Source organism: Streptomyces graminofaciens (assembly GCF_030294945.1).
Taxonomy (GTDB): domain Bacteria; phylum Actinomycetota; class Actinomycetes; order Streptomycetales; family Streptomycetaceae; genus Streptomyces; species Streptomyces graminofaciens.
In genome coordinates this window covers 5,020,449-5,044,028 of sequence record NZ_AP018448.1, presented here as the reverse complement: position 1 = coordinate 5,044,028, position 23,580 = coordinate 5,020,449, and the positions used below count along the sequence as shown (strand labels likewise).

The window sequence follows — 23,580 nt, the reverse complement described above, 5'->3', positions numbered from 1 at the left end:
CTTGGGTCGCAAACGTCAACTTTGTTGTGGGTTGCGAAAGTTAGCGTTCAAACTACTGTGCGGCGCGTGAACGTGGAGGGCGAATGGGGGAACGGGCCACGGCACTCCAGGCCTCCCTGGACCGGCTACTCGACTCTCCCGGCGTCACCGGCGTCGCCCTGATCGACGCGGTCACCGGACTCACCTACGGCGTGGCGGGAGACGCCGTCCAGGCCGGCGCCGGGACGGAAGCCGCCGACCTCGCCAACCTCATCTCCGAGCGGCTCGGCGAGGCGGGGGCCGTGGGGGAGTTGGAGAGCGTGATCATGACCAGCACGAAGCGCCACCAGGTACTGCTCTCCGTGGTCAGGTCGGCCGGTGATCCGCTGCTGCTCGCGGCCGGGCTCGACCGCAGCCGGGCCAATGTGACCCTGGCACTGCGCAGCATGGGCGACCCGGCCCGCGAGGTGCTGGCGTGAAGAACCCCTCGGCACGCAATGTGCCGGCTCTCCTGCAGGCGCTGCGCGAGGAGGGCTTCGACGGCACGGTACGGGTCTCCGGTTCCCCCGGTGGCACGATTCACCTGCGCGACGGCCTGGTCGGCGCGATCGAGACACCGGGCGCGCCGACCGCGACGTCCGCGCTGCTCGCGTCCGGCCGGATCGACGACGAGGCCTGGCTGGCGGCGTGCGCGGCGCAGCCCGACGCCGACCGGCTCGGATCACATCTGGTGGCCGCGGGCCTGATCGGCGCCGGCGAGCTGGATGTCGTCTGTACGGCGGCCGTGTACGACGGTGCCTTCGCCATGGCGCTCAGCCCGCCCGGCGGTTGGGAACTGACCGGGCGTGAGCCCACGCTCGTCGCCCGGCCCGGAGTGGAACCACGGACACTGGCCGAGGAGACCACCCGACGCATGACGCTGCTGTCCCGGCTGTGGGGTCCTGCGGGGGAGCTGGCCCGGGTACGGCCGGCGCGGGTCGGCGGTTGGGGAGATCCGGATGTGCCGGGGGAACCTGGGGCTTCGGGAGACCGGGAGGGCGCTGGAGGCCTGGGGGCCACGGGAGACCCTGACGCCCCGGGCGGCTCGGCAAACCCTGGAACCACTCGAACTACTGGAACCACTGGACCTCAGGGGACCCGAGGAACCCCGAAGACCCCTGCGCTCGACGGCCGACTGACACGGCGTCACCTCGACCTCGTCGAGAGTGCCAATGGACGCCGTACGCCACGTGACATCGCGTTCGCCCGGGGGCGCGGGCTCTACGCGGTGATGCTGGACCTGATCCGGCTGGAGTCGTTCGGCGTCGTCCAGTGGGAGACCAGGACCACATTCGATGGCCGGCCCAGCACCGCGCCCCGGGTCCCGCAGGCGTACACGGCGTCGCAGGAGCCGTCGGCACGGGCGGGCCCCCTGCCCAGACGCAGACCCGGTGGGGGATCTCCCGCCGACGACCTCGGAGCAGAGGGCGGGTCGTGAGACCAGACGAAGACCCGGCCCGCAAACGCCGCCGGCGCAGCAAGGCCGCCCGGCTTCGGCGGGGCCTGGCCGCGAGTCCGCGAGAGACCGCGGCCGAACGGCCGACGGCACCTGTGGAATCGCCGCCGTCCCACGAGTCCGGCCGCACGGGGGTGGAGTCCGACTCGGGAGCTGCGGAGTCCGGCCTCTCGGCCATGGAGTTGGGCCGTGCGGCCGCGGAGTCGAGCCTTCCGGTGGCGGAGTTGGGTCTGGCTGATGTGGAGCCGGGCCTTCCGGCGAAGGAGCGGGGTTCCGCGGTTGCGGAGTCCGGTCTTCCGGCCCCGGAGTCCGTTCCTCCGGCCGTGCAGTCCGTTCCCGCGACCGACCTGCCCGTTCCCGCGACCGATAAGTCCGTTCCCACGACCGACAAGTCCGTTCCCGTTGCCGACGGGTCCGGCCCCGCGGCTCCAACGCCCGGCCCCACGGCCGAGCCACCGCCGCCGCTGCCCGTGCGGAAGCCGGCGCGGGGTGCGGCGCCCGGTTCCGGGGGTGTCGGCGACGACGGGCAGGGGAGCCCTGCCGGAGTGTCGCCGCCCGATTTCCCTTCCTTATCCCTTCTCTCGGCCGAGGACCTCCTCGCCGACCAACCCTCTGTCGAAATGCTGCGGCGCGTCCGCCGCGGGCTGCGGGCTCTCCCCGAGTCCGACCGGCATCTGTCCGACTGACTGAGCCGCTCGGGCCGCACGACCCACCGCAGAACATCTGGACCAAGGAGCACGTCCCCATGACCGCACACGCATCGACCGAATCGTTGACCGGCATCCTGGCCGCGCTGCGTGACCGGGTGATGGGCGTCTCCGAGAGCGTCCTGTCCACCGTGGACGGGCTGTTAGTCGTCGCCGACGTCGACAAGGTCCACGCCGAGTCCGTCGCCGCCCTCGCCGCCGCAACCCTTGGCGTCTCCCGTCGTATGGCCGACCAGTCCGGCGTCGGCGCGCTCCGCGAGGTGATGATCCGCTGCGGTTCCGGGCACGTCATCGTCGTGGCCGTCGGCGAGCGGACCCTGCTGACCGTGATGGCCGACGACGGCCTCGACATCGCCGCCTTCCAGCGCGAGACCCCCGCCACGGTGGAACAGCTCAACAAGGCCCTCGCGGCAGACGTGGCCGGCTGAGCGACGGCCTGGGAGCGAACGCCACCCAGACCCGTCACCGCAGCCGTCGCCACAGGAACGTCTCTTCACCCGAAGGGGTTAATCCCGCCACCTTGGCCCGACCTATTCCCCCATAGCCACCCCTGCCCGCCCCGGGCCGCCCTAGGCTCCGGAGCCTGAAATCACGGGAAGGCGGCGCCATGGGGTCGGTTCCGGCATGGGCACGTGCGTACGTCGCCTGTGTCGTTCTCGGTGCCCTGGTCTGTCTGGCCCCGCTGCCGGACGTACGCGCCCCGTGGTGGGCCGTCGCACTGCTCGCGGTGCTCTACGCGGCCTGTGAGCAGATCACCCGCTGTCCCTTCGTCGGCCACCGGGCGCCGAAGGGCATGGGCACGTTCTTCCCCGTACTGCTCGCGGGGGCTTTTCTGCTGCCGCCCCCGGCCGCCGCGCTCGTGGCCGTGCCGGGGGCGCTGCTCGCCCGGGTCGAGCAGCGGCCGCGTCGGCTGCGGCGGATCTGGCGCGCGGCGCAGCTGGCCCTCGCCGTGTGGGCCGCCTCGTGGGCGCACTGGGCGCTGGGCGGCCGGGACGCCGTCGCCGGACCCGACTTCCCGTACGCCCTGCTGCCCGCCGGGGCCGCGGTGCTCGCGTTCTGCGCGGTGCTGACCGTGCTCGACGGCGGGATCCGGGCGCTGGCCATGGGGGTCCCCCCACTCGAGCGGAGTCGAGAGTGGGGGAGGGGGCCGGTGCGCGGCGCGTGGGGCGGGCTCTTCGCCCGTTCACTGGGCCCCGTCGCCGTCCATGGGCTCGCCGGGCTGATGATGGCGGTGCTCTGGCGCAGCCCGTACGGACCGGTCGCGGCGCTGCTCGTCCTGCTGCCGATGTATGTGTCCTGCTGGGTGTTCGCCCAGTACCACCGGGAGCGGGCGGCGCACCAGGCGACCATCCGCGCGCTGGTGCAGGCCGTCGACATCAAGGACGGCTACACGCGCGGGCACAGCGAGCGGGTCGGGCAGGCGTCCATGATGATCGCCCGGGAGCTGGGCATGGACGACGAGCGGGCCGAGGTGCTCCGCTTCGCCGGCATCCTGCACGACGTGGGCAAACTCGGCGTCCCCACCCGGCTGTTGCGCAAGGACGGGCCCCTCACCCCCGAGGAACGGCGGGTCATCGAACTGCATCCCGAGTACGGCCACGAGATGGTCCGCGGGATCTCGTTCCTCGGCGAGGCCCGGGCGGCGGTGCTGCACCACCACGAGCGGCTGGACGGGAGCGGGTATCCGTGCGGGCTGATGGGGAACCAGATCCCCGAGTTCGCCCGGGTGGTGGCGGTCGCCGACGCCTTCGACGCGATGACCTCCACCCGGTCGTACAGCCGGGCCCGGCCGGTCGCCGCCGCCCTGGAGGAGCTGGAGAGGTGCGCCGGGGCGCAGTTCGACCCGGTCATGGTGCGGGCGCTCGTCCGGGCGCTGGACCGGTGCGGATGGCATCCCACGGTCACGGCGGAGGCCGGCGGAAACGTATCGGCGCAGCGCACACCCCCGGCCGAGCGGATCGTGGGGCAGCCCAACGCCACGGGTGGGAGGGCCGCTCCATGAGACCGGCCCGCCGCCTGCGCCGCCTCTCGCTCCTCCACACCACCACCGTTCTCCTCGCTCTCGTCTCCGTCGCCCACACCCTCTGGTACGGCCTCCACGAACCCGGGGCCGCCCTCGCCTTCGGGGCGCTCATCGCCGTCGGGGAGCTGTCCCGGTGGAGCGGGGAGGGGCGGGCCAGCGCGCCGCTCGGGGCCGCCGGGGCCCTGGCGTACGCGCTGCTCGGTGAGAACGGCGGACAGTCCACGCACCACGGGGTGCTCCAGGTCGTCGCGGTCGTCGTCGCTGCCGCGCTGGTCGGCTGTGTGCCGCACGTGGCGAAGGGGCGCGGGCGCACCCTCGACCACCTCACCCGGCGTGTTCTCACCGTCGCCTTCGCCGCCGTCTGCTTCCAGCCCCTCTACAACCGGGGCCTGCTGGCGGAGTGGACCGGCCCCGCGTACGTCCTGCTCCTCGTCTCGCTGCTCGTGCTGACCGCGCTGTGCGGGGCCGTCCTCGCCGCGACGACCGCGCGCGCACGCACGGGGTGGCCGTTCGGGCCGCTGCTGAGGGACGAGCTGCGAGCGCTGGTCGGGATCGGCCCCGCGGTGTGCGCGACCGGCGTCGTGATGTCGCTCGCGGTCGCCGTCGTGGGACTGTGGGCCCTGCCCGTCTTCTCCCTCCCCCTGCTGCTCACCCAGCTGTCCTTCCGGCGGTACGCGGCCGTGCGGGCCACCTATCGGCAGACCATCGCGTCGCTGGCCAGGGCCACCGAGATCGCCGGATACACCCCCGCGGGGCACGCGCGGCGCGTGGCCGCGCTCAGCCGTGACGTGGGCCGGGAGCTGGGCCTGACCGAGGCGGAGCTGATCGTGCTGGAACACGCGGCGCTGATGCACGACATCGGACAGCTCAGCCTCGTCGACCCCGTGCCCGCCGGAGCCACCGCAGGGCTCCCGGCCGAGGAACAGCGCCGGATCGCACTGCTCGGCGGCGCGGTCGTACGGCAGACCGGGGTGGACGCCGAGGTCGCCGTCGTGGTGGAGCGGCAGGCGGATCCGTACCGTGAGCAGCCGGTCGGCGCCCGGGTCGTACGAGCGGTGAACGCGTACGAGGAGAAGACGCGGGACGGGGCGGCGGGGGCGCCGCTGAAGGCGCTGGAGGAGCTGCGGCTGGGGACCGCGCGGGACTATCAGCCGCAGGTCGTGGAGGCACTCGCCCGGGTGCTGGCCAGACAAGGGGGCGGCGCGACGGGAGTCCCTCCGGGTGTTTGAGCTCCGGGGAAAGCTCGGCAAGGGCGGTGGTGGGAGAGGGGCCGACGGTCTTACGCTGCCGATGACTGGGTAACCCATGGGTAATGAGCGGCTCTCCTTCCGTCCGTGGTTGGATGCGAGGGAGAGGGTATGCGGGGGCACAGGCCAGCTCACTCCACGGAACTGGCAGGCGGGATTCGTAACTGGCAGGCGGGAATCGTGAGGATCTTCGGCAAGGGACGGCACCGGCCCTCCGCCTCGTGGCGGCAGGCCACCGACCGCGCGTTCACGCTGATCGGCGACGGACGCTACGAGGACGCGGGCGCGCTGCTGACACGTGCTGCGGACCTGGAGCCGTGGCTGTCCGAGTCCTGGTTCAACCTCGCCCTGCTCCACAAGTTCCGGCACGACTGGGAGCAGGCGCGGGCCGCGGGTCTCAGGGCCGTCGCGCTGCTCGACCGCGAGACCGGCGCCCCCGACTGGTGGAACGTCGGCATCGCCGCCACCGCCCTGCAGGACTGGCCGCTGGCCCGCCGGGCCTGGCAGGCGTACGGGCTGAAGGTGCCCGGCAGCGGGACCGGCGCCGGCGAGCCCGTCGGCATGGAGCTCGGCAGCGCGGCCGTACGGCTGTCGCCGGAGGGCGAGGCCGAGGTCGTGTGGGGGCGGCGGCTGGACCCGGCACGGATCGAGGTGCTGTCCATTCCGCTGCCGTCGTCCGGGCGGCGCTGGGGCGAGGTCGTGCTGCACGACGGCGTTCCGCACGGCGAGCGGACCACGGCCGCCGGGCACGCCTACCCCGTCTTCGACGAGATCGAGCTGTGGGCGCCGTCGCCGGTGCCGACGTGGGTGGTGCTGCTGGAGGCGGCCACCGAGGACGATCGGGACGCCTTGGAGCGGCTCGCGGCCGACGCCGGGTTCGCGGCGGAGGACTGGTCGTCGTCGGTGCGGCTGCTGTGCCGGTTGTGCTCGGAGTCGCGGATGCCGTCCGACGAGGGTGACGGGGAGCATCTCGACCCGCATGATCACAGCGAGCCGGGACATCCCGGGCCGCTCGGGCACCGGACCGACGGGCAGCTGTGGGCACCCGAGCGGGAGTGCGGGATCGCTGCGCCGGCCTCGCTGGTCCGGGGGCTGCTGGACGGGTGGGTGGCCGACAGCCCGGACTCTCGTGACTGGCGGGATCTGGAAGAGGTCTGTTAGGGGCGTGCGGTCGTGTTCCGGCCCGCGGGTTCGTGGGGGCCGGTCGCGCGGTTCCCCGCGCCCCTTGAGGGGCGCCACCGACCCGTAGGCTGTATCCGCACCTTTTCTTTGAATCTCAGGAAGGCATACGTCGGTCATGGCGCAGCAGGACACCGATCAGCAGCACGCGGGCGTGCTCCCCGTGGACGACGAGGGCTTCGTCATCGACACCGAGGACTGCGAGGAGCGCGAGGCGGCCCGCCGTGAGCGCGGTACGTCGCGGCCCATCACGGTCGTCGGGAACCCCGTGCTGCACAAGGAGTGCAAGGACGTCACCGAGTTCGACGACGAACTGGCGAAGCTGGTCGACGACATGTTCGCCAGCCAGCACACCGCCGAGGGCGTGGGCCTGGCCGCCAACCAGATCGGCGTCGACCTGAAGGTGTTCGTCTACGACTGCCCCGACGACGAGGGCAAGCGGCACACCGGCGTGGTCTGCAACCCCAAGCTGGTCGAACTCCCCGCCGAGCGGCGCAGTCTGGACGACAGCAACGAGGGCTGCCTGTCGGTGCCGACCGCGTACATGCCGCTCGCGCGCCCCGACTACGCCGAGGTCACCGGGCAGGACGAGAAGGGCAACCCGATCAAGGTGCGTGGCACGGGCTACTTCGCGCGGTGCCTGCAGCACGAGACCGACCACCTGTACGGGTACCTCTACATCGACCGGCTCTCCAAGCGCGACCGCAAGGACGCGCTGCGGCAGATGGCCGCGAACGAGCCCCGTTACGCCGTGGTCGCGAACGACTGAGAGCCGCTCCGGGAGCTGTTCGCCGTCAGGCGGCCTCCGGGCCCCGGAAGGCGCGGCGGTACGCCTGCGGGGTCGTGCCCAGTGAGCGTACGAACTGATGGCGCAGGGCGGCCGCCGTGCCGAAGCCGGTGCGCCAGGCGATCGCGTCCATCGTCTCGTCCGTCGCCTCCAGCAACCGCTGGGCCAGCAGCACACGTTGGCGCAGGATCCAGCGGTAGGGAGTCGTGCCCGTCTCCTGCTGGAAGCGGCGGGCGAACGTACGCGGTGACATATGGGCCCGGGCGGCGAGCTGCTCGACGGTGACCTCCTCGTCGAGGTGCTGCTCCATCCACACGAGCACCTCGCCGACCGTGTCGCACTGTGTGCGCGGCAGCGGCCGCTCGATGTACTGGGCCTGTCCGCCGTCCCGGTGCGGGGGCACGATCATCCGCCGGGCGATCTTGTTGGCGACCTCCGGTCCCTGTTCCTTCCGCACGAGGTGCAGACAGGCGTCGATGCCGGAGGCGGTGCCCGCCGAGGTGATCACCGGGTCCGCGTCCACGTACAGCACGTCCGGCTCGACGATCGCCCGCGGATACTGCCGGGTGAGCTCGTCGGCCTGCTTCCAGTGCACCGTGCAGCGCCGGCCGTCCAGCAGGCCTGCCGCGCCGAGCACGAAGACACCGGAGCAGACGCTGAGCACCCGGGCACCGCGGTCGGCGGCCCGGCGCAGCGAGTCCAGCAGGTCCGCCGGATAGATCCGCCGCACAAAGCTCTCGCCGGCCGGTACGACGATGAGGTCCGCCTCCTCAAGCCGGTCCAGGCCGTACGGCGTGGAGATCGTGAACCCGGCGTGCGTGCTCAGCGTCGGCCCCTCCGCCGAGGTGACCGCGAAGTCGTACACCGGCAGTCCCTCATCGCTGCGGTCCAGGCCGAAGACCTCGCAGACGACGCCGAGTTCGAAGGGATGCACACCGTCCAGGAGGACCACGGCCACGTTCTGCAACATGCTGCCAGTGTGCCGCAGTCTTGGCAGGAATTCGAGGGTGTGCGGCAGTCCTGCCACTCACGGTCAGGAGTGTTCGGCGGGACAGTGGTGTCCATGAACACGACACAGGCAGAAGCCCTCATCGGAACTCTGACCGTCCTCGGCATGCTCCTCCTGGTCGCCCTGCCCGCTCTGATCGGCGTGGCCCGCGACCGGCGCATCGACCGGCAGATCAGGGAGGCCCAGGAGCGTAACGCGGCCGTCGAGAGGCCTGACACCGCGCAGGGCGTGCGCACCGCCGCCCGTGAGGCGTCCTGCTCGCACCGCATCGCCCGCGCGGCCTGATCGCGCATCTTGCGGCGCTGATCGCGTATCCGTACGACGCCGTCCGGCGTCCTGTGTAGCCTCTCCCCGACCACAAGGGGAGGAACATGAGACACAGAACGCGCCCCGCGCACGGCCGGACCCTGGCCGTCGCGGGCGGGGCGGCGGCCCTGGTGCTGCTGGCGGCGACGGGCGCTCACGCCGAGGGGAAGGGCGACGTCCGGGTCACCGACGCGGTCGTCAACGCCGGCAGGAACATCATCATCGGGACGTCGAGGACGATCAGTTTCCCGATCGCCGTCACCATCAAGGACAACTCGGGCGCCAAGAAGATCACCGATCTCAGCACGTTCAACAGGGCCAACGGCTACGGCTTCACGACCTGGTACGGCGACTCGTTCTGCGTCAAGAAGAGTGCGACGACTTCGGTGTGCACGGGAACGATGAGGGTGGACCCCGGCTCGATCCCCGACAGCGACGACATCGACTCCAACCGCGTCGCCGGCGTCTGGCAGGTCAACGCCACCGTCAAGGCGAACGACGGCGACTACTGGATCTCCGACGACATCGCCCGGTACAAGGTCAAGCGTGCCTCGACCCTCACCACGGTCATCAAGCCGGAGAAGGTCGCCAAGGGTGCGAAGGTCGCCGTGACCGGCAAGCTGTCGCGGGCCGACTGGGAGACCCTGAAGTACAAAGGGTTCACCGGGCAGTCGGTCCAGCTGCAGTTCAAGAAGAACGGCGCCACCCGCTACACCACGGTCAAGACGGTGAAGACGGGCAGCGCCGGGAAGCTCGGCACCAAGGTGACCGCCACGGCGGCGGGCAGTTGGCGCTGGTACTTCCCCGGCACGACCACGACCGCGAGGGTCGCGTCGGCCGGGGACGCGGTCACGCTCAAGTGACCTCGGCGGCCTAGAAGTCCTCGTCCAGGTCGACGGTGCCCTCCACCGCGACCTGGTACGCCGACGGACGGCGCTCGAAGAAGTTCGTCAGCTCCTGGACGCCCTGCAGCTCCATGAAGGAGAAGGGGTTCTCGGAGCCGTACACCGGCGCGAAGCCGAGGCGCGTGAGGCGCTGGTCGGCGACACACTCCAGGTACTGCCGCATCGACTCGGTGTTCATGCCCGGGAGGCCGTCACCGCACAGGTCGCGGCCGAACTGCAGCTCGGCCTCGACAGCCTCCTTCAGCATGTCCGTGACCTGCTGCTGAAGCTGGTCGTCGAAGAGCTCCGGCTCCTCCTTGCGGACGGTGTCGACCACCTCGAAGGCGAAGCTCATGTGCATCGTCTCGTCGCGGAACACCCAGTTGGTGCCGGTCGCGAGGCCGTGCAGCAGGCCCCGGCTGCGGAACCAGTAGACGTACGCGAAGGCGCCGTAGAAGAACAGGCCCTCGATGCACGCGGCGAAGCAGATGAGGTTGAGGAGGAAGCGGCGGCGGTCGGCCTTGGACTCCAGGCGCTCCAGCTTCTCGACCTCGTTGATCCACTTGAAGCAGAACTCGGCCTTCTCGCGGATGGAGGGAATGTTCTCCACCGCCGCGAAGGCCGCCGTCCGGTCCTCCGGGTCGGGGAGGTAGGTGTCCAGGAGGGTCAGGTAGAACTGGACGTGGACGGCCTCCTCGAAGAGCTGCCTTGAGAGATACAGGCGAGCCTCGGGGGAGTTGATGTGCTTGTACAGCGTCAGCACGAGGTTGTTCGCCACGATCGAGTCGCCCGTCGCGAAGAACGCGACCAGGCGGCCGATCAGGTGCTGCTCGGCCGGCGTGAGCTTCGCCAGGTCGGCGACGTCCGAGTGGAGGTCGACCTCCTCCACGGTCCAGGTGTTCTTGATCGCGTCCCGGTAGCGCTCGTAGAAGTCGGGGTAGCGCATGGGGCGGAGAGTCAGCTCGAAGCCCGGGTCGAGCAGGTTCTTGGCTTCGCTGGTCATTACTGGCAGGCCTCGCAGGACTCGGGGTTTTCCAGGGAGCAGGCGATCGCCTCTTCGGAGGTCGCCTGCTGGACGGGGATGGTGTTTTCAGGCTGCTGGGCCTGTGCCTGGGCGGCGCGGGCGATGCGGGTCGCCGGGCGCGAGCGCAGGTAGTACGTCGTCTTCAGCCCCGACTTCCAGGCGTACGCGTACATCGACGAGAGCTTGCCGATGGTCGGCGTCTCCAGGAACAGGTTCAGCGACTGCGACTGGTCCAGGTACGGCGTGCGGGCGGCGGCCATGTCGATCAGGCCGCGCTGCGGGATCTCCCACGCCGTGCGGTACAGCGCCCGTACGTCGGCCGGGATCCACGCGAAGTCCTGCACCGAGCCGTTGGCGTCACGCAGCGCCTCACGGGTGCGGGCGTCCCAGACGCCGAGCTCCTTCAGGTCGTTCACCAGGTATGAGTTGACCTGGAGGAACTCGCCGGACAGCGTCTCGCGCTTGAACAGGTTGGACACCTGCGGCTCGATGCACTCGTACACACCGGCGATCGAGGCGATGGTCGCCGTCGGCGCGATGGCGAGGAGCAGCGAGTTGCGCATGCCCGTCGTCGCGATGCGCTCGCGCAGGGCCGCCCAGCGCTCCGGCCAGGTGAACTCGACGCCGTAGTGGTCGGGGTGCAGCACACCACGGGCCGTACGGGTCTTCTCCCAGGCCGGCAGCGGGCCGTTGCGCTCGGCGAGGTCGGCGGAGGCCTCGTACGCGGCGAGCATGATGCGCTCGGCGATCCGCGTGGACAGGGCCTTCGCCTCGGGGGAGTCGAAGGGCAGGCGCAGCTTGAAGAAGACGTCCTGGAGGCCCATCGCGCCGAGGCCGACCGGACGCCACTTGGCGTTGGAGCGGCCCGCCTGCTCGGTCGGGTAGAAGTTGATGTCGACGACGCGGTCGAGGAAGGTGACGGCGGTGCGGACCGTCTCGTCCAGCCGCTCCCAGTCCATGTCACCGGTCGCCCGGTCGACGAACGCGCCCAGGTTCACCGAACCCAGGTTGCAGACCGCCGTCTCCCCGTCGTCAGTGACCTCCAGGATCTCCGTGCAGAGGTTGGAGGAGTGGACGACATGGCCCGACTCGGCCGTCTGGTTGGCCGTGCGGTTGGCCGCGTCCTTGAAGGTCATCCAGCCGTTGCCGGTCTGCGCGAGCGTGCGCATCATGCGGCCGTACAGGTCGCGGGCCGGGATGGTCTTCTTCGCCAGGCCGTTCGCCTCCGCCTTGAGGTACGCGGTGTCGAACTCCTCGCCCCACAGGTCGACCAACTCGGGAACGTCGGCCGGGGAGAACAGCGACCACTGCTCGTCGGCGTTCACCCGGCGCATGAACTCGTCCGGGATCCAGTGCGCCAGGTTCAGGTTGTGCGTACGCCGGGCGTCCTCACCCGTGTTGTCGCGCAGCTCCAGGAACTCCTCGATGTCGGAGTGCCAGGTCTCCAGGTAGACCGCGGCCGCGCCCTTGCGCCGCCCGCCCTGGTTCACCGCGGCGACCGAGGCGTCCAGCGTCTTCAGGAACGGCACGATGCCGTTGGAGTGCCCGTTGGTACCCCGGATCAGCGAACCGCGCGAGCGGATCCGGGAGTACGACAGCCCGATGCCGCCCGCGTGCTTCGAGAGACGGGCCACCTGGTGGTAGCGGTCGTAGATGGAGTCCAGCTCGTCCAGTGGGGAGTCGAGGAGGTAGCAGGACGACATCTGGGGGTGTCGCGTACCCGAGTTGAAGAGCGTCGGGGAGGAGGGGAGGTAGTCGAGGCGGCTCATGAGCCCGTAGAGCGCGGCGACTTCGTCGACGGAACGAGCGGTGTCGTCCTCGGCGAGGCCGCTCGCCACCCGCAGCATGAAGTGCTGGGGCGTCTCGACGACCTTGCGGGTGATCGGGTGCCGGAGCAGATAGCGGCTGTGCAGCGTGCGCAGGCCGAAGTAGCCGAAGCGGTCGTCGCCGGCCGGGTCGACGAGCGCGTCGAGGCGCTCGGCGTGGACGCGTACGAACTCCGCCGTGCGGTCGGCGACGAGGCCCTCACGGTGCCCCACGACGATGGACTGCGTGAACGTCGTGACGCCCTGCGAGGCGGCCTCGGCGCGGACGCTGACGGCCAACAGCCGGGCGGCCAGCTTGGAGTAGGCGGGGTCCTCGGAGATGAGGCCGGCGGCCGCCTCCGTGGCCAGCTCGCGCAGCTCCGCCTCGTCCGCCCGCGCGGACCGGCCGCGCAGCGCGGCGGCGGCGACCCGGCCGGGGTCGGCGTCGGGGAGGTCGGCGGTCAGCTCGGTCAGGGTCCGCAGCAACGCGGTACCGGGACCGTCGGTCTCCGTCACCGGGGCGGCCGAAGCCGGGGCAACTGAAGCCGGGTCGGCTGGCGCGATGGTCACGTGGGGCTCTCCCTCGCTCGGCAGTGGACCTGGTGAAGGGCAGGCGGCAGCACACGAGCGCACGGGGGCGTCGCGTCCACCGGCCCACTCCACGAGGCCCGGACGTCAGGGCACCCGGACCGGTCGGCCGGGCGCGCTGTCGGCAGGTCCTCGGACTGAACAGGCGTGCAAATACACGCAAGTACACCGTTGCGGGACAGTTCCGGATTCGCGCCGGATTCCCCTGCGGCGACAGCGAGCATGAGCATACATCTTGTGTCGGGCTGCGGGGTCACCCCCAGATGTTGTGTCACGTCGACTTCGGAGCGTGTCAGAGCGTCAACTCATAGGTGAGGAGCATGATGTCGTCGAGGTGTGGAACGGGGTTCCAGTCGCGCTCGGGTGTACGAGTGAAGCCCAGACGTTCGTAGATGCGATGGGCGGTGCGCATGGTCCGCTGGGTCGACAGCACGAGGCGTACGCAGCCCTCCACGGCCCGGGCGCGCTCGACGCAGGTACGCACCAGAGCCTCGCCGATGCCTCGACCGCGCATCTCCGGGGCGACCGCGAGCATACGTATTTCGGCCTCTCCCGCACGGGCGATGTCGGCCATGGGGCCACCGGCCGGGACGAAGGTCACACCGCCGAGCACCCGACCGTCCGCCACGGCGACGAGCACCTCGGCCGCGGCGGCCCGCTTGGCCACGTCACGCAGCTCGCCGAGGTACTCGTCGCTCTCTCCGAAGTCCAGCAGTCCGTCGCCCAGGTAGGCCTGAGCGGTGATCTCGCCGAGGGTGGCGTACTCGTCGGCAGCCACCTGCCTGATCGTGATGTCCATGCGTCGCAGTGTGCAGCAGCGGACGCGGATGGGGCCCGGCGTTTTCCACAGGGGCGAGGGATAGTCCTATGAGCAGATCGCTAGAGGGTGGTGGCCGCCATCAGACGGTGGCAGGCCACTGCGGAAGCGTCGCCACGAAGTCCTTGGAGAAGTCGCGGGTGCCGGGGCCCAGGGCGACGCGGCCGGTGGCGCGCAGGCGGGCGGTCAGGGCGGGGGACTCGGAGTAGTAGACCCGCCGGGCTTCCGCGGGTACGAACACGGTCTGACCGCGGGTGAGTTCGCTGGCGCACTCGACGACCACGGCCCCCTCGGCGGCGCTCACGAACGCCTCGTCCGCGCACACGCCCACCGCGAGCGGGTCGTGCAGCGGGCAGGTGCCGTCTCCGCCGTGTCGGGTGTAGGCGTCCATGTAGGTGCGCATCAGCCGTGCGGCGAGGGCCGTGGCCGGGCCCGCGGCCTCCAGCGCGGCCAGGTCGGCGGGGCGGAAGAGCCAGCGGTGCGAGGCGTCCAGGTCGACCATCGTGAACGGGATGCCCGAGGAGAGCACGATCTCGGCGGCGTCCGGGTCGGACCAGATGTTGAACTCGGCGACCGGGGTGAAGTTGCCCGGCACCTGCGCCGCGCCGCCCATGAACACGAACCTCCTGACGCGGCGGGCGAAGTCCGGGTCCTCCAGGATCGCGATCGCCACGTTGGTGAGCGGGCCCGTGGCGCATACGGTCAGCTCGCCCTCGTACTGTCCGGAGAGCCGGAGCAGCGCCTGCGCGGAGGACTCCGCCTGGTGCGGGGCGGTGGAGTCGGGGAGCGTCTCGTCACCCAGGCCGGCGGGGCCGTGGAACGCGGAGGCCTCGCGGTAGGGAAGGCGGGAGAGGGGGCGGCCGGCGCCGCGGTGCACGGGGACGTCGTCGTCGATGCGCATGGCCCGCGCGAGCGCTCGGGCGTTCCGGTAGGTGGCGTCCGCGGGGAGGTTGCCGCCGACCGACGTGTACGCCTTGAGGTCCCACAGGCCCGTGCCGAGCAGGTACTGCAGGGCCACGGCGTCGTCGATGCCGGGGTCGCTGTCGAGGACGATCGGAGCGAGGGCGGTCACGAGGTCCAGCGTAGTCGCGGCAAGCAGGAGGGCCGGGGGCGAGATCCCGCCCCCGGCCCGAGAAGACCATGGATCTAGGGCGTGTATTCGAAAGTCCCGTCTGCCCCGCGACGCCTGGCACGGCACCTCGCCGCGTTGTCGGGATCGTCCGCGTACACCCAGTACGCGGACGACCCTCCGCCTTGCGATGCACCGCACCAGACGCCGCGGGCCCCGCCCTCCGGGCGGACGACGCCACTTTCGAAACACGCCCTAGTGGCTCGACCCCGCCGTAGCCGGCGGCAGCTCCACCTGCACCCCCGCGTCGCCCGCGTCCGCCGTGTAGTCCTCCGGCTTGGTCTGGTCCACGCCCTCGGGGGCCTTGGCCGCACGCAGGACGAAGGTGAGGACGACCGTCACCACCAGGTTCAGGACGAACGCGGTGAGACCGATGTAGCCGATCTCCCCGATCCCGGGAATCTCCGCCGAGGACCCGCCGAAGTGCTTCTGCGTGGGCGAGGCCACCCCGTACGCGGCCAGCGTCCCGTACAGCATGCCCACCGCCCAGCCGGCGAGCAGTGCCCAGCGGTGGAACCAGCGGGTGAAGAGGCCGCCGACCAGAGCCGGGAAGGTCTGGAGGATCCAGATGCCGCCCAGGAGCTGGAAGTTGATCGCGACCGTCTTGTCCATCGTCAGGACGAAGACCAGGGCCCCCACCTTCACCAGCAGCGACACCAGCTTGGAGACCTTGGTCTCCTGCTCCGGGGTCGCGTCCGGCTTGATGAAGTCCTTGTAGATGTTGCGGGTGAAGAGGTTTGCCGCCGCGATGGACATGATCGCCGCCGGCACCAGCGCACCGATGCCGATCGCCGCGAAGGCCACGCCCGCGAACCAGTCCGGGAACATGGTCTCGAAGAGCTGCGGGATGGCCAGCTGCCCGTTGGTCACCTTCACCCCGGCCGCGATCGCCATGAAGCCCAGCAGCGCGAGCAGGCCCAGCATCAGGGAGTAGAGCGGGAGGATCGTGGTGTTGCGGCGGATCACCTCACGGCTGCGCGAGGAGAGCGTCGCCGTGATCGAGTGCGGATACATGAAGAGCGCGAGCGCCGAGCCGAGGGCGAGGGTCGCGTACGTCCACTGGTTCACCTCGGGCGGTACCAGCGCCCCGCGCGGTTTGCCCGTCGCCGGGTTGATCTGGCCGTACGCCTCGCCCGCCTTGGCGAAGATCTCGTCGAAGCCGCCCAGTTTGATCGGGATGTAGATGATCGCCACCGCGATGACGATGTAGATCAGGGTGTCCTTGACGAAGGCGATCAGCGCGGGCGCGCGCAGGCCGGACGAGTACGTGTACGCGGCCAGCACACCGAACGCGATCAGCAGCGGCAGGTCCTTGACGAACCAGTTGGTGTTCTCACCGCCGCCGACACCCATCACGTCCAGCACCGCCTGGATGCCGACGAGCTGGAGCGCGATGTATGGCATCGTTGCCAGGATGCCGGTCAGGGCCACCGCCAGCGACAGCCCCTTCGAGCCCCAGCGGCCGCGCACGAAGTCCGAGGTCGTCACATAGCCGTGCTTGTGCGACACCGACCACAGGCGGGGGAGGAAGGTGAAGATCAGCGGGTACACCAGGATCGTGTACGGCACCGCGAAGAAGCCCGCCGCGCCCGCCGCGTAGATCGCCGCCGGGACCGCCACGAACGTATAGGCCGTGTAGAGGTCGCCGCCGAGCAGGAACCACGTGACCCAGGTGCCGAACGAGCGGCCACCGAGGCCCCATTCGTCGAGGCTGTTCTCGTTCTCGGCCTTGCGCCAGCGCGCGGCCAGGAAGCCCATGACCGTGACGGCCAGGAAGAAGAAGATGAATACGGCGAGTGCGACGCCGTTCACGCCGTCCTTCACTTCGCGACACCCCCGTTCTGCGACCGGACCGGGGCCTGCGACTTGCGGGCACGCTGGTCACGCTGCCAGAGCACGTACGCGGTGGCCGTGAGCGCCGTGGAGATCAGCACCCAGGCCATCTGGTACCAGTAGAAGAACGGGATGCCGATGAACGCCGGGTCCGGCTTGGCGTACGCGCCGACCCAGAGCATCGCCACGAACGGGGCGAACAGACACAGGGCGATGACCACCCGGACCGGTGTCACCACCGGTGGTTTCACTTCAGGCGCGTCTGACATGTCAAGGCTCCGTCCCCTCACCGATACCTGTGATGACTCGTGATCACGTGTGCAACGCGCAGGAAATCTAAGGGACGCTTCCGCGTTAGGGAACCCCGCCCGCATAACGGATGTGCGGCACAACCAGTGCGCCGTGCAACAAGCCCGTCGCGCAGCTCAGCAGCAGCGGAACCCCTGCCAGGGATCGGACTCCCGCCGGTCCGTCCGCAGGCGTTCGAAGTCTCGCCGGGACGGAAGCGGCCGCTCCCGGGCGTGTGCGCGCAAATGATTCACGAAGGTGTGGCCCACTTGGGGCGGCGGGGAAGCGCCACACCGCAACGCGGCCTCAGTCCGTGGGCCTCTTGAGCCTCGCCACGAACTTGTACCGGTCCCCCCGGTACACCGACCGCACCCACTCCACCGGCTGCCCCTCCTTGTCCAGCGAGTGGCGGGAGAGCATCAGCATCGGCAGGCCCACGTCCGTGCCGAGCAGGCCGGCCTCGCGCGGGGTCGCCAGCGAGGTCTCGATCGTCTCCTCGGCCTCGGCGAGATGGACGTCGTAGACCTCGGCGAGCGCGGTGTAGAGGGACGTGTACTTGACCAGGGACCTGCGCAGAGCCGGGAAGCGCTTGGCGGACAGGTGGGTCGTCTCGATCGCCATCGGCTCGCCGTTCGCCATACGGAGGCGCTCGATCCGCAGGACCCGGCCGCCGGCCGTGATGTCGAGCAGACCCGCCAGCGTGTCGTCCGCGGTGATGTAGCCGATGTCGAGCAGCTGAGAGGTGGGTTCGAGGCCCTGGGCCCGCATGTCCTCGGTGTACGAGGTGAGTTGCAGCGCCTGTGAGACCTTCGGCTTGGCCACGAACGTGCCCTTGCCCTGGATGCGCTCCAGCCGCCCCTCGACCACCAGCTCCTGCAGCGCCTGGCGCACGGTCGTGCGTGAGGTGTCGAACTCGGCGGCCAGCGTGCGCTCGGGCGGGACCGGGGTGCCGGGCGGCAGCGTTTCGGTCATGTCGAGCAGGTGCTTCTTCAGGCGGTAGTACTTGGGCACACGGGCGGTACGGACGGTCGTCCCGTTCTCGTTCTCCGCACTGCTGACGTCGGTGCTCATGCTCCGCCTTCCCGGCTCCTTGTGGCGTGATCCTTCTGTATACCCCCACACCCCCCGCTGGTCTAGTCCACGGAGCGAGTCTCGCTGGTCTGCTCCGCGAGGGCGAAGTGGTCTACCCGAAGAGTGTGACCCAACGGCGCGGATTTCGCCGCCTTCTTACTTAAAGGTTCTTGCATATGTAGGTCGCATAACGGCTGGTCGGAGCCGTATCGCACCCCCTTGACACACCGATTGGTCTGAGCCAAGCTCCGGCGTACTGGTCTACACCATTGGTCCAGGTCCCGGCCCCATGGGCGGTACGTCTGTCGCCGCGGGGAGCAGGGGGGTTTGTGGCATCCCTGAGCAAGGGCATCCCTGAGGAGGGTGGCGTGAAGCGCAAGCTGACAACCGCGATCTGTGTCGCGGGCATGATGGTCTCCATCGCGGCATGCGGGAACGGCGAGAGCGGGGGCTCGGACACCGGTGCGGACGCCAAGGAGCTGACGGTCTGGCTCACGGTCGACGCGCAGAACAACTGGCCGGAACTGGTCAAGGCGGCCGATGCGGCGGTCAAGAAGAAGCACCCGGGCATCAAGATCAATCACGAGTACTACGGCTGGCCCGACAAGAACGCCAAGCTCGACGCCGTCCTCGCCACCGACAAGGCCCCCGACGTGGTCGAGATGGGCAACACCGAGATGCTCGGCTACATGGTCAAGGGCGCCTTCGCCCCCGTCGACCCGGCGAAGTTCGACAACTCCGATGCCTGGCTGGACGGTCTCAAGGCCTCCGTCACCTATGAGGGCAAGACGTACGGCGTCCCGTACTACGCCGGCGGCCGCGTCGCCAACTGGCGCAAGGACGTCTTCGCCGCGGTGGGCGTCAAGTCCACGCCGAAGACCTACGACGAGCTGACCGCCGCCCTCGGCAAGGTGCAGAAGAAGCAGGGCAAGAAGTTCAGCGCCTGGTACCAGCCGACCCGCGACTGGTACGCGGCCATGTCCTTCGTCTACGACGCCGGCGGCTCCATAGCCGTCGAGTCGGGCGGCCAGTGGAAGGGCAACCTCTCCTCACCCGAGTCCGTCAAGGGCCTCAACGAGTTCAAGAACGTCGTCGACACGTACATGCACGGCGACAAGACCAAGGACGAGTCCGACCGTTACATCGTCTACGGCCAGGGCAAGTCCGGCATGATCTTCGCCCCCGCCTGGGAGGGCGCGACCGCCGCGGCGAAGGAGAACGACAAGACCGGCAAGCTCGCCGGCAACGTCGAGAACTTCGTGATGCCCGGCCCCTCCGGGAAGAACCTCCCCGTCTTCCTCGGCGGCTCCGACCTCGCCGTCCCGGTGAAGTCCGACGCCCAGGCCGTCGCCGCCGAGTGGATCAACGCGTTCGCGGGCTCCTCCGGCCAGAAGGGTCTGATGGCCAAGGGCAACCTGCCCAACAACAAGACCGACCTCGCCACCCTGAAGGACGACCCGGCGACCGCCGTCCCGGCCACCGCGGCCGAGTCCAACTGGTTCGTCCCGATGGCACCGGGATGGGGCCAGGTCGAGAAGGCCCAGGTCCTGCAGACCATGCTGCAGAGCATCGGCACCGGCAAGAAGTCGGTCGAGGCGGCGGCCGCGGAAGCGGACGCCGCAATCGACAAGGTCATCAACGCCAATTGAGCCCTCCACTGCCCGAAGGCGGTGAATTCCTGGCTCACGTGGCCCGGTCGCTCACCGAGCGACCGGGTCTTACACGATCAGCACCAGCCGGGTTGGAACCAGCCCGGATACGCAAAGCCTGCAAGGACGTTGCTGTGCCAGCTTGGTTCTCGCCAGCACACCGTAACCATCACACTTCGCACGGTTACGGGGCGCGGCTTCCCGTACGACCCAAGGGACTGCTGAGGAGCGCGCGATGAGTGCCGCAGACACGACCACAACCGCCAAGGTGCCGCCCGCGCGGCCCGCCCCCCAGCCACCGCCGGCGGCCCCGCAACGGCCGGGCAGAAAGCGGACTCCCGGCGGCGGTGCCACCGTCCCCTGGGCCCTGCTGGCGCCCTGCCTGCTGATCCTCGCCCTCGTCCTCGGCTATCCGCTGGTCCGGCTGGTCACCCTGTCCTTCCAGAAGTTCGGCCAGTCCCAGCTGTGGGGCTTCAAGCCGGCGGAGTCGGTCGGCTTCGACAACTTCACCGAGGTGCTGGGCGACAGCGAGTTCTGGGCCGTCACCGTACGGACCGTCGTCTTCGCCGCCTCCTGCGTGATCTTCACGATGGTCATCGGCATGCTGATCGCCCTGCTGCTCCAGCGGGTGTCCGGCTGGGTGAAGACGCTCATCAACATCGCGCTCGTGGCGAGTTGGGGCATGCCGATCATCGTGGCCACCACCGTCTTCAAGTGGCTCTTCGACTCCGACTACGGCATCTTCAACGCGCTCCTCAGCAAGCTCCCCGGCGTCGACATGATCGGCCACAACTGGTTCGCCAGCGGTACCGAGGGCCTGGCCGTCATCACGCTCCTCGTGGTGTGGGGCGCGGTGCCGTTCGTCGTCATCACCCTCAGCGCCGGACTCACCCAGGTCCCCAAGGAGTTGGAGGAGGCCGCCCGCCTCGACGGCGCCGGCGCGTGGGGCGTGTTCCGCTACGTCACCCTCCCCATCCTCAAGCCGATCATCGTGATGCTCACGACCCTGTCGGTCATCTGGGACATGGGCGTCTTCCCGCAGGTCTTCGTGATGCGGGGCGGCCACCCGGAGCCCGAGTTCCAACTGCTCACCACCTACTCGTACGACAAGGCGTTCGTGGTCAACGACTACGCGCAGGGCTCGGCGATCGCCCTGCTGACCGTGCTGTTGCTGCTCGGTGTGATCGGGGTCTACATGCGCCAGATGCTGAAGATCGGAGAGGTCGAATGAGTACTGCCACTGTCTCCGGTCCCCGGAGGTCCAAGCTCGGCTGGAACCTCCTCGGCCTGTTCGTCTTCGTCACTGCGGGCTTCCCCGTCTACTGGATGCTGAACACGGCGTTCAAGCCCGCGAAGGACGCCATCGACCCCGACCCCAGCCTGCTGCCGACGTCCGTCACCCTCGCCAACTTCGGCCGGGCACTGGACATCGCCGACTTCTGGGGCCCGGTCGGCCGCAGCCTCGTCGTGTCCCTCACGGTGGTGGTGATCGGCATCTTCGTCGGCATGCTGGCCGCCCTCGCCATCTCCCGCTTCGCCTTCCGCGGCCGCAAGGTCGTGATCGTCGCCATCCTGGCGGTCCAGATGGTCCCGCTCGTCGCGATGATCATCCCGGTCTTCCTGCTCCTGAACGACCTCGGCCAGTACGACCGCCTCAGTGGCCTGATCATCACCTATCTGACCTTCATCCTCCCGTTCACGGTGTGGACCCTGCGCGGCTTCATCGTCAACATCCCGCGCGAGCTGGAGGAGGCGGCCATGGTCGACGGCTGCTCCCGCACCACCGCCTTCCTCCGCGTGGTCTTCCCTCTCCTCGCCCCCGGCATGGTCGCGACCTCGGTCTACGGCTTCATCCAGGCGTGGAACGAGTACCTGTACGCCCTGATGCTGATGAGCCAGCAGAACCAGACCGCGACCGTCTGGCTCGGCAACTTCACCACCAAGCACGGCACCGAATACGCCCCGATGATGGCCGGCTCCACGATGATGGCCGTGCCGATCGTCGTCCTGTTCCTCCTCGTCCAGCGCAAGATGGCCGCGGGCCTCACCGCGGGCGCCGTGAAGGGATAACCCCACCCGATGACGACATTCGCCACTGGCACGGACACTCTGACGCGAGACGTGCTGACGGTCCTCCAGCCCGGGTTCACGGGCACCACCGCCCCCGACTGGCTGCTGCGCCGCCTCGGCGAGGGCCTCGCCTCCGTCGGCCTCTTCGGCCGCAACATCACCTCGCCCGAACAACTCGCCGCCCTGACCGCCCAGTTGCGTGCCGAACGCGAGGACGTCCTGGTCGCGATCGACGAGGAGGGTGGCGACGTCACCCGCCTGGAGGTCCGCACCGGCTCCTCCTTCCCGGGCAACCACGCCCTGGGCGCGGTCGACGACGTGGAACTGACCCGGCAGGTCGCCCACGAACTGGGCCGCCGCCTGGCCGAGTGCGGCGTCAACTTCAACTGGGCGCCCTCGGCGGACGTGAACTCGAACCCGGCCAACCCTGTCATCGGCGTACGCTCCTTCGGCGCCGACCCCGACCTGGTCGCCCGCCATACGGCGGCCTACGTCACCGGCCTGCAGTCCGCCGGCGTCGCCGCCTGCACCAAGCACTTCCCGGGCCACGGCGACACCGCGGTCGACTCCCACCTGGCCCTGCCCCGCATCGACGCCGAGCGCTCCCTGGTGGAGGCCCGCGAACTGGCACCCTTCCGCGCCGCCATCGCCGCCGGCACCCGCGCGATCATGAGCGCCCACATCCTCGTCCCGGCCCTGGATCCCGACCACCCGGCAACGTTGTCCCCGGGCATCCTCACCGATCTCCTCCGCCGCGGCCTCGGCTACGAGGGCCTCATCGTCACCGACGGCATGGAGATGCAGGCCATCGCCGGCACCTACGGCATCGAGCACGGCAGCGCCCTCGCCCTCGCCGCAGGCGCCGACGCGATCTGCGTGGGCGGCGGCCTCGCGGACGACGAGACGATACGCCGCCTGCGCGACGCCCTGGTCGCGGCCGTACGCGCCGGCACCCTCCCCGAGGAACGCCTCGCCGACGCGGCGTCCCGCGTACGGTCACTGGCGCGCAGCACGGCCCGGACACCCGGGGTCTCGGCCGGACCGGCCCGCGAGACCATCGGCCTGACCGCGGCCCGCCGCGCACTCCGGCTTACAAGCGCCGACCCGTACGAGCCCACAACCCACCCCCTCTACGTCGCTGCCTTCACTCCGGTCGTCAACATCGCCGTGGGCGACGAGACACCCTGGGGCGTCGCCGCCGACCTGGCACGCCTCCGCCCCGGCACCGAGACCGGCACATTCGCGGGCGACAGCGCGGGCGCCTCCGCCCTGGCCGTCGCGGGCACACGCCGCATCGTCGCCGTGGTCCGCGACGAACACCGCCACCCCTGGATGACGGAAGCCCTGAACACCCTCCTCACCACCCGCCCCGACACGATCGTCGTCGAAATGGGCATCCCCCAGGCCCCACCAAGAGGCGCCCTCCACATCGCGACCCACGGCGCGGCCCCCGTATGCGGAAGAGCAGCGGCGGAGGTCATCGCGGGGGTGCGGTAGCCCCCCGGAGCGGGCGGCGGCTCCCAACCTCGCGGCGGCATGGAGGCGGCGACCCGCACCCTCCTGCTGGTGGGCGGGGGGTGGCTCGCACCTCCTGCTGCTGTGCCGCAGGCCCCCTCGTAGCCACGGCGTGGCGTCTGCCCACCCATTTTCGCCGGGACGGAACGGGTGGGCACACACCACCCACCGGCCG

At 70.1% G+C, this 23,580-nt stretch carries 23 protein-coding genes and 1 riboswitch; of the genes, 14 read left to right on the top strand and 9 right to left on the bottom strand.

From position 1 onward, the window contains the following. The first annotated feature begins 83 nt into the window (after positions 1-83). The 8 genes from SGFS_RS21405 to def all read left to right on the top strand — a co-directional run bounded on the left by SGFS_RS21405 (position 84) and on the right by def (position 7,399). Positions 84-458 (top strand): hypothetical protein, encoded by a 375-nt coding sequence (locus SGFS_RS21405; RefSeq protein WP_286252502.1) that lies wholly within the window; start codon positions 84-86, stop codon positions 456-458. Beyond that, positions 455-1,456 (top strand): hypothetical protein, encoded by a 1,002-nt coding sequence (locus SGFS_RS21400; protein WP_286252501.1) that lies wholly within the window; start codon positions 455-457, stop codon positions 1,454-1,456. Before SGFS_RS21405 ends, SGFS_RS21400 begins: the two co-directional genes overlap by 4 nt. After that, the gene (locus SGFS_RS21395) at positions 1,453-2,160 is read left to right on the top strand and encodes a hypothetical protein (protein ID WP_286252500.1); all 708 of its coding nucleotides are present in this window, start codon (positions 1,453-1,455) and stop codon (positions 2,158-2,160) included. The genes SGFS_RS21400 and SGFS_RS21395 overlap by 4 nt, the downstream gene beginning before the upstream one ends. A gap of 59 nt (positions 2,161-2,219) precedes the next feature. Next, complete coding sequence (locus tag SGFS_RS21390; RefSeq protein WP_286252499.1) at positions 2,220-2,609, top strand: roadblock/LC7 domain-containing protein; 390 nt, start codon at positions 2,220-2,222, stop codon at positions 2,607-2,609. 179 nt (positions 2,610-2,788) lie between these two features. Beyond that, a complete protein-coding gene (locus tag SGFS_RS21385) occupies positions 2,789-4,183 on the top strand; it encodes an HD-GYP domain-containing protein (protein WP_286252498.1) in 1,395 nt (464 codons plus the stop codon). Continuing rightward, positions 4,180-5,433 (top strand): HD-GYP domain-containing protein, encoded by a 1,254-nt coding sequence (locus SGFS_RS21380; RefSeq protein WP_286252496.1) that lies wholly within the window; start codon positions 4,180-4,182, stop codon positions 5,431-5,433. The genes SGFS_RS21385 and SGFS_RS21380 overlap by 4 nt, the downstream gene beginning before the upstream one ends. 198 nt (positions 5,434-5,631) lie before the next feature. After that, positions 5,632-6,612 carry a tetratricopeptide repeat protein gene (locus SGFS_RS21375; RefSeq protein WP_286252493.1) on the top strand — a complete coding sequence of 327 codons (981 nt, stop codon included), beginning with the start codon at positions 5,632-5,634 and terminating at the stop codon, positions 6,610-6,612. A 136-nt stretch (positions 6,613-6,748) separates the two neighbouring features. Continuing rightward, on the top strand, positions 6,749-7,399 hold the full coding sequence (gene def, locus SGFS_RS21370) for a peptide deformylase (protein WP_286252492.1): 651 nt from the start codon (positions 6,749-6,751) through the stop codon (positions 7,397-7,399). 25 nt (positions 7,400-7,424) lie between these two features. Here the strand turns inward: def and SGFS_RS21365 are convergent, their stop codons facing one another. Further along, a complete protein-coding gene (locus tag SGFS_RS21365) occupies positions 7,425-8,387 on the bottom strand; it encodes a GlxA family transcriptional regulator (RefSeq protein ID WP_286252491.1) in 963 nt (320 codons plus the stop codon). A 93-nt stretch (positions 8,388-8,480) separates the two neighbouring features. Between SGFS_RS21365 and SGFS_RS21360 the strand changes: the two genes are divergently transcribed. Both SGFS_RS21360 and SGFS_RS21355 read left to right on the top strand, forming a co-directional pair. Further along, complete coding sequence (locus SGFS_RS21360) at positions 8,481-8,711, top strand: hypothetical protein (protein ID WP_286252490.1); 231 nt, start codon at positions 8,481-8,483, stop codon at positions 8,709-8,711. Positions 8,712-8,797: 86 nt separating this feature from the next. Beyond that, positions 8,798-9,595, top strand: a complete 798-nt coding sequence (locus SGFS_RS21355) for a hypothetical protein (RefSeq protein ID WP_286252489.1) — start codon at positions 8,798-8,800, stop codon at positions 9,593-9,595. 10 nt (positions 9,596-9,605) lie between these two features. On the opposite strand, the gene SGFS_RS21350 is transcribed toward SGFS_RS21355, so the two are convergent. The 8 genes from SGFS_RS21350 to SGFS_RS21315 all read right to left on the bottom strand — a co-directional run bounded on the left by SGFS_RS21350 (position 9,606) and on the right by SGFS_RS21315 (position 18,171). Then, positions 9,606-10,619: a ribonucleotide-diphosphate reductase subunit beta gene (locus tag SGFS_RS21350; protein WP_286252487.1), complete on the bottom strand. Its 1,014-nt coding sequence runs from the start codon at positions 10,617-10,619 to the stop codon at positions 9,606-9,608. After that, positions 10,619-13,015, bottom strand: a complete 2,397-nt coding sequence (locus SGFS_RS21345) for a ribonucleoside-diphosphate reductase subunit alpha (RefSeq protein WP_286252486.1) — start codon at positions 13,013-13,015, stop codon at positions 10,619-10,621. Before SGFS_RS21345 ends, SGFS_RS21350 begins: the two co-directional genes overlap by 1 nt. 124 nt (positions 13,016-13,139) lie before the next feature. Next, positions 13,140-13,263: riboswitch (cobalamin riboswitch) on the bottom strand. Between the two features lie 62 nt (positions 13,264-13,325). Beyond that, positions 13,326-13,832 carry a GNAT family N-acetyltransferase gene (locus SGFS_RS21340; protein ID WP_286252485.1) on the bottom strand — a complete coding sequence of 169 codons (507 nt, stop codon included), beginning with the start codon at positions 13,830-13,832 and terminating at the stop codon, positions 13,326-13,328. A gap of 100 nt (positions 13,833-13,932) precedes the next feature. Beyond that, positions 13,933-14,922, bottom strand: coding sequence for a nucleoside hydrolase (locus SGFS_RS21335; protein WP_286252484.1), 990 nt, complete (start codon positions 14,920-14,922; stop codon positions 13,933-13,935). A gap of 252 nt (positions 14,923-15,174) precedes the next feature. Beyond that, positions 15,175-16,803, bottom strand: a complete 1,629-nt coding sequence (gene mctP, locus SGFS_RS21330; RefSeq protein ID WP_286252483.1) for a monocarboxylate uptake permease MctP — start codon at positions 16,801-16,803, stop codon at positions 15,175-15,177. Beyond that, positions 16,800-17,081, bottom strand: a complete 282-nt coding sequence (locus tag SGFS_RS21325) for a DUF3311 domain-containing protein (protein WP_286252482.1) — start codon at positions 17,079-17,081, stop codon at positions 16,800-16,802. Before SGFS_RS21325 ends, mctP begins: the two co-directional genes overlap by 4 nt. A 156-nt stretch (positions 17,082-17,237) precedes the next feature. Beyond that, positions 17,238-17,354, bottom strand: a complete 117-nt coding sequence (locus SGFS_RS21320; RefSeq protein ID WP_286252481.1) for a CstA-like transporter-associated (seleno)protein — start codon at positions 17,352-17,354, stop codon at positions 17,238-17,240. A 52-nt stretch (positions 17,355-17,406) separates the two neighbouring features. Beyond that, a complete protein-coding gene (locus tag SGFS_RS21315; protein WP_286252480.1) occupies positions 17,407-18,171 on the bottom strand; it encodes a GntR family transcriptional regulator in 765 nt (254 codons plus the stop codon). 368 nt (positions 18,172-18,539) lie between these two features. Here SGFS_RS21315 and SGFS_RS21310 point away from each other — a divergent pair, with 368 nt between their 5' ends. The 4 genes from SGFS_RS21310 to SGFS_RS21295 all read left to right on the top strand — a co-directional run bounded on the left by SGFS_RS21310 (position 18,540) and on the right by SGFS_RS21295 (position 23,387). Further along, positions 18,540-19,820 carry an extracellular solute-binding protein gene (locus tag SGFS_RS21310; protein WP_286252479.1) on the top strand — a complete coding sequence of 427 codons (1,281 nt, stop codon included), beginning with the start codon at positions 18,540-18,542 and terminating at the stop codon, positions 19,818-19,820. Positions 19,821-20,055: 235 nt separating this feature from the next. Then, entirely contained in the window at positions 20,056-21,051 is a 996-nt protein-coding gene (locus tag SGFS_RS21305; protein ID WP_286252477.1) for a carbohydrate ABC transporter permease, read from the top strand. After that, positions 21,048-21,890: a carbohydrate ABC transporter permease gene (locus SGFS_RS21300; protein ID WP_286252476.1), complete on the top strand. Its 843-nt coding sequence runs from the start codon at positions 21,048-21,050 to the stop codon at positions 21,888-21,890. Before SGFS_RS21305 ends, SGFS_RS21300 begins: the two co-directional genes overlap by 4 nt. Positions 21,891-21,899: 9 nt before the next feature. Then, positions 21,900-23,387 carry a glycoside hydrolase family 3 protein gene (locus tag SGFS_RS21295; RefSeq protein ID WP_286252475.1) on the top strand — a complete coding sequence of 496 codons (1,488 nt, stop codon included), beginning with the start codon at positions 21,900-21,902 and terminating at the stop codon, positions 23,385-23,387. Positions 23,388-23,580 lie beyond the last annotated feature (193 nt).

Bases quoted from the DNA above. Each gene is read 5' to 3' on its own strand.
- SGFS_RS21350 (WP_286252487.1), bottom strand. From the start codon at position 10,619: ATGACCAGCGAAGCCAAGAACCTGCTCGACCCGGGCTTCGAGCTGACT.
- SGFS_RS21315 (WP_286252480.1), bottom strand. From the start codon at position 18,171: ATGAGCACCGACGTCAGCAGTGCGGAGAACGAGAACGGGACGACCGTC.
- def (WP_286252492.1), top strand. From the start codon at position 6,749: ATGGCGCAGCAGGACACCGATCAGCAGCACGCGGGCGTGCTCCCCGTG.
- SGFS_RS21390 (WP_286252499.1), top strand. From the start codon at position 2,220: ATGACCGCACACGCATCGACCGAATCGTTGACCGGCATCCTGGCCGCG.
- SGFS_RS21380 (WP_286252496.1), top strand. From the start codon at position 4,180: ATGAGACCGGCCCGCCGCCTGCGCCGCCTCTCGCTCCTCCACACCACC.
- SGFS_RS21355 (WP_286252489.1), top strand. From the start codon at position 8,798: ATGAGACACAGAACGCGCCCCGCGCACGGCCGGACCCTGGCCGTCGCG.
- SGFS_RS21360 (WP_286252490.1), top strand. From the start codon at position 8,481: ATGAACACGACACAGGCAGAAGCCCTCATCGGAACTCTGACCGTCCTC.
- SGFS_RS21305 (WP_286252477.1), top strand. From the start codon at position 20,056: ATGAGTGCCGCAGACACGACCACAACCGCCAAGGTGCCGCCCGCGCGG.
- SGFS_RS21295 (WP_286252475.1), top strand. From the start codon at position 21,900: ATGACGACATTCGCCACTGGCACGGACACTCTGACGCGAGACGTGCTG.
- SGFS_RS21405 (WP_286252502.1), top strand. From the start codon at position 84: ATGGGGGAACGGGCCACGGCACTCCAGGCCTCCCTGGACCGGCTACTC.
- SGFS_RS21325 (WP_286252482.1), bottom strand. From the start codon at position 17,081: ATGTCAGACGCGCCTGAAGTGAAACCACCGGTGGTGACACCGGTCCGG.
- SGFS_RS21340 (WP_286252485.1), bottom strand. From the start codon at position 13,832: ATGGACATCACGATCAGGCAGGTGGCTGCCGACGAGTACGCCACCCTC.
- SGFS_RS21365 (WP_286252491.1), bottom strand. From the start codon at position 8,387: ATGTTGCAGAACGTGGCCGTGGTCCTCCTGGACGGTGTGCATCCCTTC.
- SGFS_RS21385 (WP_286252498.1), top strand. From the start codon at position 2,789: ATGGGGTCGGTTCCGGCATGGGCACGTGCGTACGTCGCCTGTGTCGTT.
- SGFS_RS21300 (WP_286252476.1), top strand. From the start codon at position 21,048: ATGAGTACTGCCACTGTCTCCGGTCCCCGGAGGTCCAAGCTCGGCTGG.